Annotated in this window: 7 protein-coding genes and 2 riboswitches; of the genes, 5 read left to right on the top strand and 2 right to left on the bottom strand. The window is 43.5% G+C overall.

All coding sequences use genetic code 11. The features are described from left to right. Positions 1 to 88: 88 nt before the first annotated feature. Complete coding sequence (locus W7W_RS0119905; protein ID WP_010665387.1) at positions 89 to 2,545, bottom strand: TonB-dependent receptor; 2,457 nt, start codon at positions 2,543 to 2,545, stop codon at positions 89 to 91. Positions 2,546 to 2,587: 42 nt separating this feature from the next. Then, a riboswitch (TPP riboswitch) is annotated at positions 2,588 to 2,679 on the bottom strand. A 714-nt stretch (positions 2,680 to 3,393) separates the two neighbouring features. Then, a riboswitch (TPP riboswitch) is annotated at positions 3,394 to 3,487 on the bottom strand. Positions 3,488 to 3,696: 209 nt separating this feature from the next. Here W7W_RS0119905 and W7W_RS0119895 point away from each other — a divergent pair. The 5 genes from W7W_RS0119895 (at position 3,697) to argS (ending at position 13,646) form a co-directional block, all read left to right on the top strand. After that, positions 3,697 to 6,726 carry a tetratricopeptide repeat protein gene (locus W7W_RS0119895; protein WP_010665386.1) on the top strand — a complete coding sequence of 1,010 codons (3,030 nt, stop codon included), beginning with the start codon at positions 3,697 to 3,699 and terminating at the stop codon, positions 6,724 to 6,726. Between the two features lie 51 nt (positions 6,727 to 6,777). Beyond that, the gene (locus tag W7W_RS0119890) at positions 6,778 to 8,532 is read left to right on the top strand and encodes a TonB-dependent receptor (protein WP_010665385.1); all 1,755 of its coding nucleotides are present in this window, start codon (positions 6,778 to 6,780) and stop codon (positions 8,530 to 8,532) included. 164 nt (positions 8,533 to 8,696) lie between these two features. Then, positions 8,697 to 10,589: a biosynthetic arginine decarboxylase gene (gene speA, locus W7W_RS0119885; RefSeq protein WP_010665384.1), complete on the top strand. Its 1,893-nt coding sequence runs from the start codon at positions 8,697 to 8,699 to the stop codon at positions 10,587 to 10,589. Positions 10,590 to 11,010: 421 nt separating this feature from the next. Further along, on the top strand, positions 11,011 to 11,334 hold the full coding sequence (locus tag W7W_RS0119880; RefSeq protein WP_010665383.1) for a nucleotidyltransferase domain-containing protein: 324 nt from the start codon (positions 11,011 to 11,013) through the stop codon (positions 11,332 to 11,334). A 518-nt stretch (positions 11,335 to 11,852) separates the two neighbouring features. Beyond that, positions 11,853 to 13,646 carry an arginine--tRNA ligase gene (argS, locus tag W7W_RS0119870; protein ID WP_010665381.1) on the top strand — a complete coding sequence of 598 codons (1,794 nt, stop codon included), beginning with the start codon at positions 11,853 to 11,855 and terminating at the stop codon, positions 13,644 to 13,646. Positions 13,647 to 13,784: 138 nt separating this feature from the next. Here argS and W7W_RS0119865 read toward each other — a convergent pair whose 3' ends face one another. Continuing rightward, complete coding sequence (locus tag W7W_RS0119865) at positions 13,785 to 14,288, bottom strand: hypothetical protein (protein ID WP_010665380.1); 504 nt, start codon at positions 14,286 to 14,288, stop codon at positions 13,785 to 13,787. Positions 14,289 to 14,451 lie beyond the last annotated feature (163 nt).

Genomic DNA, 14,451 nt, shown 5'->3' with positions numbered 1-14,451 from the left:
TGTGTAAACATTGCTTGAGGTAGCAAGAATTGAAAGTGGACATCCCCAATTTTCTTTTGAATTAGCTACGAACTAAGAGCTACGAACTTTAGAACTTAATGACCACCTGTCCCATAAAATACCTCCCTGCCATGGGGTAGTAATAGGCCCAGGTTTTTTCATCGCCCTGCTCGTACCAGTTACCTCCGTACGCATTACTTTCGTATTCATGATCCAGAACATTATGGATGGTCAGTTGCAAATCCAGTTGTTTGAAAGATTTTGGGAACAGTGACCAACCAAACTTCAGGTCATTCACAAAATAGGCATCCAATTTTCTTGCTTCGCTCTCGGTGTTGTCGAAGTATTGTTCACCCACATATTTGCTTAATACTGAGATGCTGAAATCTTTTAGTGGTTCAAAAGTAAGATTGCTGCTTCCTGTTATGGGTGGAGAATAGGCAATCTGGGTATCTCCATGTTCTTTGGTAATGATCTCTGAGTCCCAGACCTGCTCGCCATCTTCCATTAGGATTTCTCCGTTCACCATTACCGGAAAGCTGTTTTCAGCCGTTTCCACATAGTCACTGATAATATTTCGGCTGAGGGTGACATTGATATCCCAGTTCAGCCAGGAGGCTGGTTGGATGGCTGCCATCAGTTCCACTCCGGCACGATAACTGTTTTCCACATTGGTCATGATATCGTACCCCACACTGCTTTTTTCTCCTGTGGGCACCAGCTGGTCATTGTAGTGCATATAGAAAAGATTGATGCCACTGCTGAAAACAGCCGATTGAAAAGTGTGTCCCAATTCAATGTCCATGAGTCGTTCGGCTTTGGGTGTCGCATTGGGATCATTTTTGGCATCCTTGAAATTGGTGCGGGTTGGCTCCCGGTTGGAAATACCAGCAAAGATGTACAGACTGTTTTGCTGATTGGGAGTGAAGTAAAATCCTGCTTTGGGATTTATAAAACTGAAATCATGCTCCTGAGTCAGGGACATCAGGTCATCATCTTCACCCGACATTTCGTAATTGATGTTTCTGTATTGCAGGTCAGCAAAGGCACGTATTGCAGGACTAATCTGCCAGTTGAGTTTGGAGAAAACATTAGATTCGGTTTTCAATCCATTGTTGTAATACCAGGTGTGTTCTTTTTCGGTATTGCCGGCATAGCGCATCCAAATCAGGCGACCAAAGTGATTTCCGTCGTACCGGCTCCATCCTCCGCCGAAGGTAAAATCCAGCCCAGGCAGGAGAGACGCATTTCCCGAAAGGGTGACGCCATAGAAATCATTGCCCATCCATTTGCGGCGGATCAGATCGGTGCTTTCAATGCCGGCATTTTCAATATTGATGTTGGAGAGGGCATAATCAGCGAAAGCCTCGTCTTCTTTGTACTGCTCGTAATAGCCATCGCCACGGGTGTAGTGAAGGGCTGCAGTAAAGTGGAGCCGATCGCTGGGTGCAACGCTGTAAAAAAGCTGAGAGTGCGTTTGTTTGTAATTGTCGGTCTGGTCTTCGTAATACTGCTCCTGCCCAGACTCATCAGTGTAAACGCCGGCCGGATTGTATTTGCGGTTGGTTTCGAGCAGTTCCTGCGGTACACCCCACCAACTGATTCCGGTTTCCTGATCTCCATGAAGAACGATCATCTTCAGAAAGCTGTGATCAAAGTGCATGGTTCCGCTCAGATAAAGTGACTGATGGTCGGAAAAAGCATTGTGGATGTATCCGTCGCTTTTCAGACGGGAGTAGCGGCCTTCAAAAGAGAATCTGTCGTTGATCATACCGGTTCCCATTCTCAGGCTGTTTTTGAGGGTGTTGAATGACCCGGCAGTGGAGGACAGTTCGGCATAAGCCCGGGGCTCGCTGGTGGTGGTCTGAAAGTTGACACTTGCACCAAAGGCTGCTGAACCCTGGGTTGATGTGCCTACCCCCCTCTGAATCTGAACATTTTCCACCGAGCTGGCAAAGTCAGGCATGTTGGCCCAGAAAACACCCTGACTTTCGGCATCATTCACTGGTACTCCGTTCATGGTCACATTGATACGTGTAGGGTCAGTTCCCCGGATGCGAAAAGCAGTATATCCCAAACCTGTTCCACTTTCGGAAGTGGTGATTAGTGAGGGAGTGAGCTTCAGTAGAGAGGGAATGTCATTTCCTGCACCTGCTTCCTGCAGCTCTTCACGTCCCAGGTCGGTATGAGCTACCGGTGATTTGTTGCCGGCACGGTAGGCTGTGACTACCACTTCCTCTGTCAGATGTGAACGGGGTGTCATCGTAACTTTGATGAAGCCGGTCTCAGAAAGATCGATACTTTGCTGCCGGTTCTCGTATCCCAGAAAGGAAACTGTTAATGTTACCTGTTGTTGCTGAATGTTTGAGAGCTTAAACTCCCCTTTTTCATTGGTGACGGTTCCATGGTTGCCTGGATTTACAAGCACCGAAGCACCCGCAAGCAACTCCCCTTCGGGAGTGGTCACCATACCACTTAAATTGTTTTGTGAAAACATTTGGGTCGAAAAGAAAATCAGACCCACGATCAAAAATAATTTTTGCATGACAAAGCAGTTAAAGTTTAAAATAAAACTGAACTGCAATGAGGAAAAACATCATACATTCCCTTGTCGGCATTACCCGGCCAGGTTCAGAGGGTATGATCTCAGCCTGATATCAGGCACCCCATTGTAGTTGTATTAGTGTCTGTCCATAAAGTACCATTTGCTTCGTTATGCTTGCCGCCAAAATACTCATTAACCCAAGTAAACTCCGTTTTTGGCGGCTTGCGCCACCGCTAAAGCTTTAGGCGGCACGCGGTCGCAAGCCTTGCAACTGGCACTTTCTGACCAGACACATGATTTTTTACAAACTTACCCGTCTTTATAGACAGGCACTAATTAGTGTCAGTTCATAAGGCACCATTTGCTTCGTTATGCTTGCCGCCAAAATACTCATTTACCCAAGTAAACTCCGTTTTTGGCGGCTTCGCAAGCCTTGCAACTGGCACTTTCTGACCAGACACATGATTTTTTACAAACTTACCCGTCTTTATAGACAGGCACTAATTAGTGTCAGTCCATAAGGCACCATTTGCTGCGTTATGCTTGTTGCCAAAATACTCATCCGATTGTGCTTTTTGTTGTTTTTTTGTTCAAAAAACCTTACAAAAGCTTCTTCGGGACTTCGTCTTTTGCGACTTCGTAAGTCTTGCAACTGGTACTCTCTGAACAGCCACATAGAATTGTACAATTGCTGCTAACTCTATTCACAGCATTTTATTAGTGATTAGTTTTTAGTCAGTAGTCAATAGAATTTTCAGGCAGATGAGTTTAATCATCTATTCTCTACTGTCATTCACTAAAAACTAAACGGCCTATTCACTAAAAACTAAAACAACCGGGAATGATTATAAAAGGTGGGAACATCTCCCTGCGCCGGCATTATCCGTCTCAGGTTCAAAGGGTCTGTTCTCAGCCATTGAATGGGCACCCCCGATTTGTTGCTGCAAATATAAGCAGGTTTTTGAGAATAGAAAAGGATTCACGGGTCTGAAATCCGGAAAATCAAAACAAATCAAAAAACAATCAGGATATACACCAAATTTTCTCTATTTTCGTTGTTTAAAACAATAATGAAAACTCCTGTAAGGGATTGGTTTGTAATATTTGATTTGCTTACGAATTAATCTGATTTGAATAATCTTAGTGATACCATGATAAAACGATACATTTTTTCGGCTTTTATTTTGTTTTTGGTTGCGGTAACATATACTTCGGCACAGGAATCGTATGATGTCCGGCAGCCGGAACGGCTTTTTGATGAGGCCCTGGAGCATTACCGGAATGAGCGCTATGGAGTAGCACGATCATTGTTTGAAAATCTTGAACATAAATTTGCCCCGGGGCAGAGTAATCTGAAAGCTGAGTCGGCCTATTATGCTGCCATGTCGGCTTCCTTGCTCGAAAATGAGGATGCTGAGGATATGCTGGAGGCCTTTTTGATTGATTATCCAGAAAGCGGCATGCGCCCTTATGTCTATAAGCGTCTGGGCGACATGGAGTATGAAGATGGCAAATATCGTCAGGCGGGACGTCAGTATCGTTATGTGGATGCCCGGAAGCTGGATCGTGAAACGCGTATCGATTTCAGGTTCAAGTCCGGTTACTGCCATTTTATGGAAGGCGAAAATGAACAGGCACTATCCGCATTCTCAGAAATCCGGAATGTGGATTCAAAATGGTGGGGGGCTGCTAATTATTATTATGCACATATTCAGTATGAGCAGGGCAATTACAATACAGCATTATCCATCTTTGAGAAGTTGAAAGATGAGCCCGGTTTTGGTTCTGAAGTGCCCTTTTACATTACTCAGATTTATTATCTTCAGGAAGAATACCGGAAAGCTATAGATTATGGTGTGCCTTTGGTAAAGGATGCCCGTGGAACCCGAAAAGGAGATATGGCCCAGGCCGTCGGAAATGCTTATTATGCTGTAAATGATTATGACAAAGCCGCTGAATATTTGAGTATGGCTGTGGACTTGGTGAAAGAACCGCCACGTCAGGATTATTATCATCTGGGAATGAGTTATTACCATCTGAAGCAGTATGAAAATGCAGCCACTGCTTTTTCGCAGGTTACAGGTAAAAAGGATGTGATGGCTCAGAATGCCTTCTTTCATTTGGGGGATTGTCACCTGAAACTGAATGATAAAAAACGGGCCCGCGTAGCTTTTGAGGCTGCCTCGGAAATGGAGTTTGATTTGTTAATCACCGAGGAGGCAATGTTTAATTACATAAAGTTGAATTACGAACTTTCCTTTTCACCGTTTAACGAGATTATTGACAGTTTTACCGGTTTTATTGATCGTTTCCCCGAAAGCAGATACATCGATGAGGCCTGGCAGTACCTTGGGCAGGCATTGCTGACCAGCCGGAATTACAAGCAGGCACTGGAAGCATTGGAGCAGGTGAAGAATAAAACTGCCGATAATTATCGTGCATTACAGCGGATTGCCTACCACAGAGGTCTGGAGTTGTTTAATAATTTAAGGTTCGATCAGGCGATTGATATGTTGCAATACAGTCTTCAATACGGAGAGTATGATCGTGATCTTAAGGTAAAAGCACGTTACTGGCTTGGGGAGGCTTATTACCGTCAGGCCAGATACAATAAGGCCATCGAGAATTTTGATATATTCATTCGTACCCCTGGATCTTATGGTCTGGAGGAGTTTAATACAGCGCACTACAATATTGGGTATGCATGGTTTAAGCAAAAAAAATACGATCAGGCAGCTTCCTGGTTCAGAAAATATGAAAACCTGATGGGGAATCAGCAGAGTCCGATGTTGGGTGATGCATTGAACCGAATTGGGGATGCCTTTTTTATGAAGCGCGATTTTTCAAGGGCCATCAATTATTATGAGCGAGCCACCAATGTGCCGGGAGCCAATGCTGATTATGCGATGTACCAGAAAGCTTTTGCCATGGGGATCGATCAGGACCATCGGGGGAAGATAAATCAACTGGAAGAACTGGTGGATCGCTTTCCGGAATCATCTTATGTTGATGATGCCTATTATGAGATGGGGCGTTCTTATGTGGCGCTGAATGATCTTACCTCAGCCATAAGAATGTACAAAACCATCAAGGAGCGGTATCCGCGAAGTAATTTTTCGAAGAAAGCAATGCTGCAACTGGGACTGGTTTATTACAACAGCGACGACCTGAATCAGTCTTTGGCTTTCTATAAGCGGGTGGTGAATGAGTTTCCGGGCACACCAGAGGCGGAAGATGCCTTGCTGGGAATCAGGAATATTTATCTTGATCGTAATGATGCGGATGGTTTTATTACTTATTCACGTCAGGTTGGCGGATTTGCCAGTATTGATGAGCGTCAGGAAGACTCCCTCTCGTATGTGACCGCAGAGAAACTCTATATGCAAAATAAGTGTTTGCAGGCGATCAATCAGTTTGAATCTTATTTGAGGAAATATCCAAACGGACGTTTTGCCGTGAATGCTCATTTCTACAAAGCCGATTGTCAGTTCCGTAATGAAGATTATGAAAATGCCCGTCAGTCATTTGAATTTGTGGCTTCCCGCCCGGGTAATATTTTCATGGAAGACGCCCTGATTGGCGTGGCACGAATAAGCTATCATCAGGAACGATTCGAGGATGCTTTGGGATATTATGAGCGGCTTGAGCTGGAAGCAGAGAAAGAGGAGAGTCGTCGTGAAGCTTTAATTGGCCAGATGCGTTGTCTTGGAAAACTTGGCGATCGTCCGGGGTATGTTACCCGGTTGGCAGAACGAGTGCTTGCAGATGCCAAAACATCGCCTGAAGTGGCTAGGGAGGCTCGTTATTTAAAAGCTAAAGCGCATACAGAACTGGGAGAGAAAGATCTGGCTTTTGAGGAGTTTCAGAAATTAAAAGTCAATCCCAGTTCACCCGAAGGGGCTGAAGCCCGTTACCGGGTGGCGGATATCTTGTTTCAACGCAATAATATTGATAAGTCGGAGGAAGAAATTTTTGATTTTGTGAATGTGGGAACGCCTCATCAATACTGGATTGCCCGTTGCTTCCTGCTGCTTGCAGATATTTATGAGAAACGCGGTGAATTGTTTCAGGCCCGTCAGTACATAGAAAGTTTGCTGGAAAACTATAAGGAAACGGACGATGATATTCGCGATCGTGCCAATAAGCGGCTGAAAGAACTTGAAAAGGCACAATCAGAATAACTTTGGTAAAGCAATAATGATTAATTGATCAGGAATATTAGCAAAGAACTTATGAAGACCATCAATATTTTTACCCTGTTTGCAATATTTTTTATAGCTGTTGGTATTAATGCACAGGAGCCTTTGAGTCAGGACGTAAGAGTTGTGCGTGAGTTTGATCCCACGGTGTCGGATGCTATGAAAATCAATAGTATGCCTGACAGGGAAGATACGCTGGAAATAAATCCGCAGTTCAACTACCGGGTGGTGGGTCAACCATTGTCAGGGACTCCACAGGTGGAGTCTTTAAGTGCTGCAAGGCTGGCTGGTCAGCGCAAAGGTGAACTCTATCCCTCCTATGTTCGTGCCGGTATGGGGAATTATGAAACCTTGTTTGGTGATATCTTTTACAATATTACCCGCAACGAGAAATTTGCTTTTGCATTGGCGCTGGGGCAGGAATCGTCTTGGGGCGATATTGAACTGGAAGATGGAACTTCATCGGATGCCCCTTTGCATAAAACCAATGGAGGACTCTATCTGCGTCACTTCTTTGATGATAAAACACTTGAGTTCGATATGGATTTTAACCGCCGGGCTTATGAATATTATGGGCTTCACACCATTGATGCCGCAGAAGGCTCAACGGTTTTTTATGAAACCGAAGACGGAAGTCTGACTCGGGGTAGTGCCCTTATTCCTGACAGGAAGCAGCGACAGACTGCCTTTGATGTGCATCTGGGCTTACTCGGACAACAATCGGATGTGGACGATACCCGTTATCATCTTGGACTTGACTACGGAGCTTTTGATAATTATACAGGGGTTGGTGAAAATCGTTTTTCTTTATGGGGCAATGTTAAGCTGCCATTTGGTGGACTGGCTTTGCATATGGATGGCGATGTCAGCTATAACCAGGTGAATGCACCAAAGGGAGAGAATGAGATGCCTGCACTTCTGACTTTTGAGGAAAGGGAGCAGATTTATGTAACGCTCAATCCCAAAATGGTTATCCCCGGGGAGAAGCTAAGTGTGGAAGTTGGTGTGAATGTAACAGGAGAATTCTCAGGAACGGAAGAGTTTTTTCTTTCACCTCATGTTTTGGGAGACCTGACCATTGCAGAAGGAATTGTTTCAACTTTTCTCGGAATGACCGGAGAAGTTCGTCCGGGGTTTTATCGCGACATGATGGAAGAAAATCCTTACCTGTCACCTGATGTTCTGGTGGAGACTGCTCATTCCAATATCCGGGGATTTGCCGGTGTGAAAGGTAACTTCAGCAGTGCCACCTCTTTTACTGCTCGTCTGGATTATGAATTTATTGAAAATGAGCATTTTTATGTGAACAGATTTTTTGGTCAGAATGCGACCTCCAATTATGGGATGAGCAATCTGTTTGATGTGGCTTACGACGATGTTACGTTACTTACACTAAGTGGTGAGTTGCTGGTACGCCCCGTCCGTGAACTTGACATTGTGCTCAAAGGGGCTTACTATGGCTGGGAGATGGATGTTTTGGCTCAGGCCTGGCACAAACCGGAAATGGAAATTGGCTTGCGGGCCGGATACCAGTTTAACGAAGAGTTGAGGCTGGATGCTGCTTTTAATCTGTATGGTGATCGAAAAGCATACAATCCAAATGAAGTCAACGGAGTGAAGATGCTTAAATCGGTTCCTGATTTTAATTTGGGTGGAAATTATCAATTAAATAAAAGAATGCATTTTTTTGCCAGAATTCAGAATATATTTGCAGCCAAGTATTATCAGTGGTCCGGTTACCCCATGCAGGGTATCAACTTTAGAGTGGGCGCGGGCTATTCGTTTTAATTTAATAGGTTAGTTGTTTGCATGCAAAAAGTTGTTTTTTTGTTAAAGTACAGGTTATTAAGGCTATATGATTCTCTAATCTTTAATCTTAGCCTTTTTAGTCCCCCTTGGGGGGATTTAGGGGGCTCCAATTATTAACAATAAAAATCTATATCGCTGTCGAAATGAGAAAATGGCGTACCGAAGATTCTGTCGAACTGTATAACATCAGTGGCTGGGGAATCAACTATTTTTCTGTAAATGAGAAAGGAAATGTTGTTGCAACACCTCGGGGCGAGGGAGTTGAGGTTGATTTAAAAGAACTGGTGGATGAACTGACGCTGAGAGACGTGGAAGCTCCCATGCTTGTTCGTTTTCCGGATATACTGGACAGTCGTATTGAAACAATGCAGAGTTGTTTCACAAAGGCTCGTAATGAGTATGAATTTAAGGGACAAAATTTTATCATCTACCCCATCAAGGTAAATCAGATGCGTCCGGTGGTGGAAGAGATTGTAGGGCATGGAAAGAAGGTTAATATCGGTCTGGAGGCAGGCTCAAAACCCGAATTGCATGCTGTTATTGCTACCAATACCGACAGCGACTCCCTGATCGTGTGTAATGGATATAAGGATGAAGCGTATATAGAACTCGCTCTGCTCGCCCAGAAAATGGGGCGGAGAATTTTTCTTGTGGTTGAAAAGCTGCATGAATTGAGGATGATCATCCGCATTGCCCGGCAGTTAAAGGTTAGACCCAATATAGGAATACGTATTAAACTTGCCAGTACTGGTAGTGGTAAGTGGGAAGATTCCGGAGGTGATGTGAGCAAGTTCGGACTTACTTCCAGTGAACTAATTGAAGCACTCGATTATCTGGAAGAACAAAAGATGAAAGATTGTCTGCGTCTGGTTCATTTTCATATTGGCAGTCAGGTCAACAAAATCCGCCGCATTAAGAGTGCCCTCAAAGAGGCGGCTCAGTTTTATGTGGAACTCTATAAGCTGGGATTCAGCGTGGAGTTTGTGGATATCGGAGGTGGACTGGGAGTCGATTATGACGGGACACGCTCCGCCAACAGCGAAAGCAGTATCAATTACAGCATTCAGGAATATGTGAACGATGCCGTTTATACCATGGTGGAAGCCAGCAACCGGCACGAAATACCACATCCCAATATTATTACAGAGTCAGGACGTTCGCTCACAGCGCATCATTCTGTGCTGATTTTTGAAGCACTCGAATCGACCTCGGTACCTCAGTGGGATGAAGAGGAAGAGGTTCAGGAAGATGACCATGAGTTGGTGAAGGATATGTATGCCCTTTGGGATACGCTGAATCAGCCACGTATGCTTGAAACATGGCATGATGCCCAGCAAATCAGAGAGGAAGCGTTGGACCGTTTTAGCTTTGGTTTGATTGATCTGCGTACACGTGCCCAGGTAGAGCGGCTTTTTTGGTCCGTGGCCCGCGAAGTACAGAGTATGGCCTCAAAACTGAAGCATATTCCTGATGAACTTTGGAATCTTCGTAAGCTTCTGGCGGACAAATATTTTTGTAATTTTTCGCTGTTTCAGTCGTTGCCCGACAGTTGGGCCATCGATCAGATATTTCCGGTGATGCCCATACACCGTCTGAACGAGAAACCCGAGCGCGTGGCTACCTTGCAGGATGCTACCTGCGACTCCGACGGAAAGATTGATAACTTTATATCTACACGCAATTTCTCTTACTACCTGCCGGTACATAAGTTGAAGAGGGGAGAATCTTACTACATCGGTGTGTTTCTTGTTGGGGCCTATCAGGAAATTTTGGGTGATATGCACAATCTTTTTGGAGACACCAATGCAGTGCATGTTTCCGTAAATGAAAATGGCTACAACATTGACCAGATTATTGATGGGGAAACGGTTGCCGAGGTATTGGAATACGTGCAGTACAGTCCTAAGAAAATGGTACGTGCAGTGGAAACCTGGGTGACGTCTTCGGTTAAGAAAGGCGTAATCTCAGCGGAAGAAGGAAAAGAATTCTTGTCCAATTACCGGTCAGGTTTGTATGGTTATACTTATTTGGAGTAAGAGATAGTATTTGCTATAAAACACCAACTACTGCGTTATTCTCATTTTTGAATCAGTCATTTATCAAAAAGTAAACTCCTTAAATTCAAAAACTTCGAAAGCCTTGTGTTTGGTGCTTTATTATCAAAGACTATAGTACATTAGTTTGCTTACCTGTATTAGATAGTTTCTGTCCATAAACTAAGCGTTTTTCACGTGTTTGAGCTAGAAAGTTCAAATTCAAGGCGTGTGAAAAATCTAAACCGCAGAATACTAATGTATTTGAGGATTTAGATTTTGAGCAACAACGCAGAAGTTGGACTTTATAGACAAACACTAGATAGGGCTGGGCGTATGGTGCACTGGAGAATGCGGGTGTCTCCTCCCGGATCAAATTAAGTACAGCGGGGTTTGGTGAAAATTTATTTTGTATCTTTAGAATATGAATTCCAAAGATCAACATATTGCAAATCTGATAAAGCAGCGGATTTTGACAAAAAATCCTGATGCTCAGGTGGTGTTGTTTGGTTCTCATGTCAGAGGACAGGCAACTGCAGATTCAGACTGGGATATTTTGATTTTGTTGAACGGGTTGAAGATAGGTCGGGAAACGGAGAAAGAATACAGAGAAGAATTGTTTGAGTTGGAGTTAGAAATAGGTGAACCTATTTCAATTTTTGTTTATTCGAAGAATGAATGGGAGTCCAAATTTTCGATGACTCCTGTCTACAATAATGTTAAAAAAGAGGGTGTTCTGCTGACATGACCGGAACTAAAGAAGACTACATTAACTATCGGATAGCAAAATCAAAAGAGATTTTCTCAGATGCGCATTTGTTGGCTGATAATCGGAGGTGGAATTCTTGTATTAGCAGACTTTATTATTCTTCTTTCTATCTTGCCAGTGTTTTGTATGTTTTTCTTTTTTGCATCCTGTATAAGAGTGAAATAACTTCCGACTAATTCGCATGCAATAACTTATTATTATTTTATTGTGATTCCTGTTCCATGCTCCTTTCATCATTCTTTGCGTTTTGTTATCTTTGCACTCACTTTTTTGGCTGTAAGCATTAGCTGAAAGTCAGTTAAAATAGTGTCTGTCTATAAACCAAGCGTTTTTCACGTGTTTGAAATAGAAAGTTCAAATTCAAGGCGTGTGAAAAGTCTAAACCGCAGAATACTAATGTATTTGAGGATTTAGATTTTGAGCAACAACGCAGAAATTGGACTTTATAGACAAACACTAAATAATCAAAACCGGAACAAATAAAATAATTCATCATAATGGGAATCGAACAGCAGATCAGGGAGGCCGTAGCCCGGGCCATAAACGAATTGTACGGGGCCGAATTTGACGCCAATAATGTGCCTCTGGAACTTACACGTAAAGATCAGAACGGAGATTTTACAGTGGTGGTCTTTCCTCTTTTGCGCATTTCACGCAAAAAACCCGAAGATACTGCCAACGATATCGGAGAATTCCTGAAAAAAGAGCTCTCTTCAATTTCCTCTTTTGAGGTAATCAAAGGGTTTCTGAATTTGTCACTGTCTCACTCCTACTGGCTTAATATTCTTGAGCAGGTGGTGGGTGATGAAAATTTCGGTTTTAACCGATCCGATGAAGAGAGTCCATTGATGATGATTGAATATTCATCACCCAATACCAATAAACCGCTCCACCTGGGGCATATTCGGAATAACCTGCTCGGATATTCTCTTTCCCGCATCGGAGCGGCGACTGGTAAAAAAGTAGTGAAAACCAACATCGTGAATGACCGGGGAATCCACATCTGCAAGTCGATGCTTGCCTGGAAGAAGTGGGGAGAAGGACAAACACCTGAGTCAACCGGGAAAAAAGGCGATCACCTGGTGGGAGATTTTTATGTAAAATTTGACCAGGAGTTAAAGAAGGAACTCAAAGCATTGCAGGAAGATGGTCTCTCCAAAGAAGAAGCTGAGAAGGAATCGAAGCTGATGCAGCAGGCACGTGAAATGTTGCTTGCCTGGGAAGCGGGTGACGAAGAAGTTGTCACCCTTTGGAAAAACATGAATGACTGGGTTTACGCTGGGTTTGATGAGACTTACAAAGCCCTCGGTGTTGATTTTGACAAAATATATTATGAGTCTCAGACTTATACTGTTGGTCGCGATATGGTCCTGCAGGGGCTGGAGAAAGGTTTGTTTTACCGGCGCGACGACAATAGTGTCTGGGCCGATTTATCTGAAAACGGACTGGATGAGAAGATTCTGCTTCGTTCTGACGGTACTTCTGTTTACATGACCCAGGACATCGGAACGGCCAAAATGCGTTTTGAAGATTACAAAATCGACAAGATGGTCTATGTAGTGGGAAATGAACAGGACTACCACTTCAAAGTACTTTCTATCCTGCTGGACCGTCTCGGTTTTGAGTGGGGAAAAGATCTGGTGCATTTTAGCTATGGAATGGTTGAGCTGCCCGAGGGCAAAATGAAATCGCGTGAAGGAACTGTTGTGGATGCCGATGATCTGGTAGCCGGAATGATTGATACTGCCAGGGAGATGTCCAAAGAGCTGGGCAAATTGGATGGATACACCGATGAGGAGGCAGAGCGGATCTATCGTACCATTGCTTTGGCTGCGCTCAAATACTTTATTCTGAAAGTAGATCCCAAAAAGAATATGACCTTTGATCCACGCGAATCGATTGATTTTAATGGCAATACAGGGCCTTTTATACAATATACCTATGCACGGGTTCAGTCTGTTTTCCGCAAAGCGGGAGAGAAGGGCATCGATACTTCTTTAAAAGTGGATGCTGATATGGCATTGACTGAGAAAGAGTCCGGTCTGATTAAGCTGATTGGGAATTTCCCCAACGTGGTTAACGATGCAGGAGAATCCTACAGTCCTGCCATTGTCGCCAACTATGTTTACGATCTGGCCAAAGAGTTTAACCAGTTTTACCACGAATCGCCCATCGTTTTTGAGGAAGATGCAGCCAAGCGGTCATTGCGTCTCACATTGAGTTATGCGGTGGGACAAACCATAAGACAGGCTATGTGGCTCATGGGTATTGATGTACCGGAAAGAATGTAATTATTACTGCTCTCCTGCAAGACATTGAAGCAGGGGAGCAATCTTTTTGCTTTTCGAAATTTCTTTTTTCTCTTTTATTTCTGCTCCTTACATTATCTTCAATTCGTTGTTCATCCTTTCGGATTGTTTATCCTTCAATTATTTGATAAATTGTTTCAGGATTTTTGCCAGGAGAGCAGTTTGATACTTAGGAATTTTCTCCGAAATAATTTTCTGAATCTGTTCCTCTTGTGCCATTGCAGGGACTTCACTATTTGCAATTTTTTCAATGTCTGTCAATGTGGCATGATCCAGAAACTGGTTAATGATTTCATTTAATTGTTCTGGTTTTGCGTCTTTGGGAGGTATCTGATTGGTCTCCTTGCTGTGTTCAGCGTCTGTAAGACAAATGTTTAGAAGTTCCCGCACGCTTGCTTTCACCGGATCTTCACTTCCTGCAGTATCACGAAGTGACCAGCTGTTGTAGTGATAGTCGGTGTTTTCCAGCTCTTTTACATATAAACTCTCTTTTCCGAACACTTTTTCAAGTACCAGCAAGGTGCCTTTTTTCCACGCCGACCAGTCAAAGCTTTTCTGGTCAAGTCGCTTCAGTCGTTCCTCTAAGAGCGCGTAATTGGCGGATTTGTTTGGGTTTTCTTCCATTTGTAAAAAGTGTGAGGTTGAAAATTGCGGAGAAAAATTTTCGTTTTTCTTCCGAAAACTTTTTCCGGTATTAAATTTAATATTTTATCCTGACTTTTGCATTCGTACATCCACTTTATACAATAAAAAAAGCCGGCACTTTACAGCACCGGCTTTTGTTTCG

This window comes from Marinilabilia salmonicolor JCM 21150 (genome assembly GCF_000259075.1).
GTDB lineage: Bacteria > Bacteroidota > Bacteroidia > Bacteroidales > Marinilabiliaceae > Marinilabilia > Marinilabilia salmonicolor.
Note: the sequence above shows the minus strand (reverse complement) of the source record. Positions and strands in the feature narration are given on the sequence as shown.

What these genes read in the sequence shown, in the direction of transcription:
- W7W_RS0119905 (WP_010665387.1), bottom strand. Translation starts at nt 2,545, where the DNA reads ATGCAAAAATTATTTTTGATCGTGGGTCTGATTTTCTTTTCGACCCAA.
- W7W_RS0119895 (WP_010665386.1), top strand. Translation starts at nt 3,697, where the DNA reads ATGATAAAACGATACATTTTTTCGGCTTTTATTTTGTTTTTGGTTGCG.
- W7W_RS0119890 (WP_010665385.1), top strand. Translation starts at nt 6,778, where the DNA reads ATGAAGACCATCAATATTTTTACCCTGTTTGCAATATTTTTTATAGCT.
- speA (WP_010665384.1), top strand. Translation starts at nt 8,697, where the DNA reads ATGAGAAAATGGCGTACCGAAGATTCTGTCGAACTGTATAACATCAGT.
- W7W_RS0119880 (WP_010665383.1), top strand. Translation starts at nt 11,011, where the DNA reads ATGAATTCCAAAGATCAACATATTGCAAATCTGATAAAGCAGCGGATT.
- argS (WP_010665381.1), top strand. Translation starts at nt 11,853, where the DNA reads ATGGGAATCGAACAGCAGATCAGGGAGGCCGTAGCCCGGGCCATAAAC.
- W7W_RS0119865 (WP_010665380.1), bottom strand. Translation starts at nt 14,288, where the DNA reads ATGGAAGAAAACCCAAACAAATCCGCCAATTACGCGCTCTTAGAGGAA.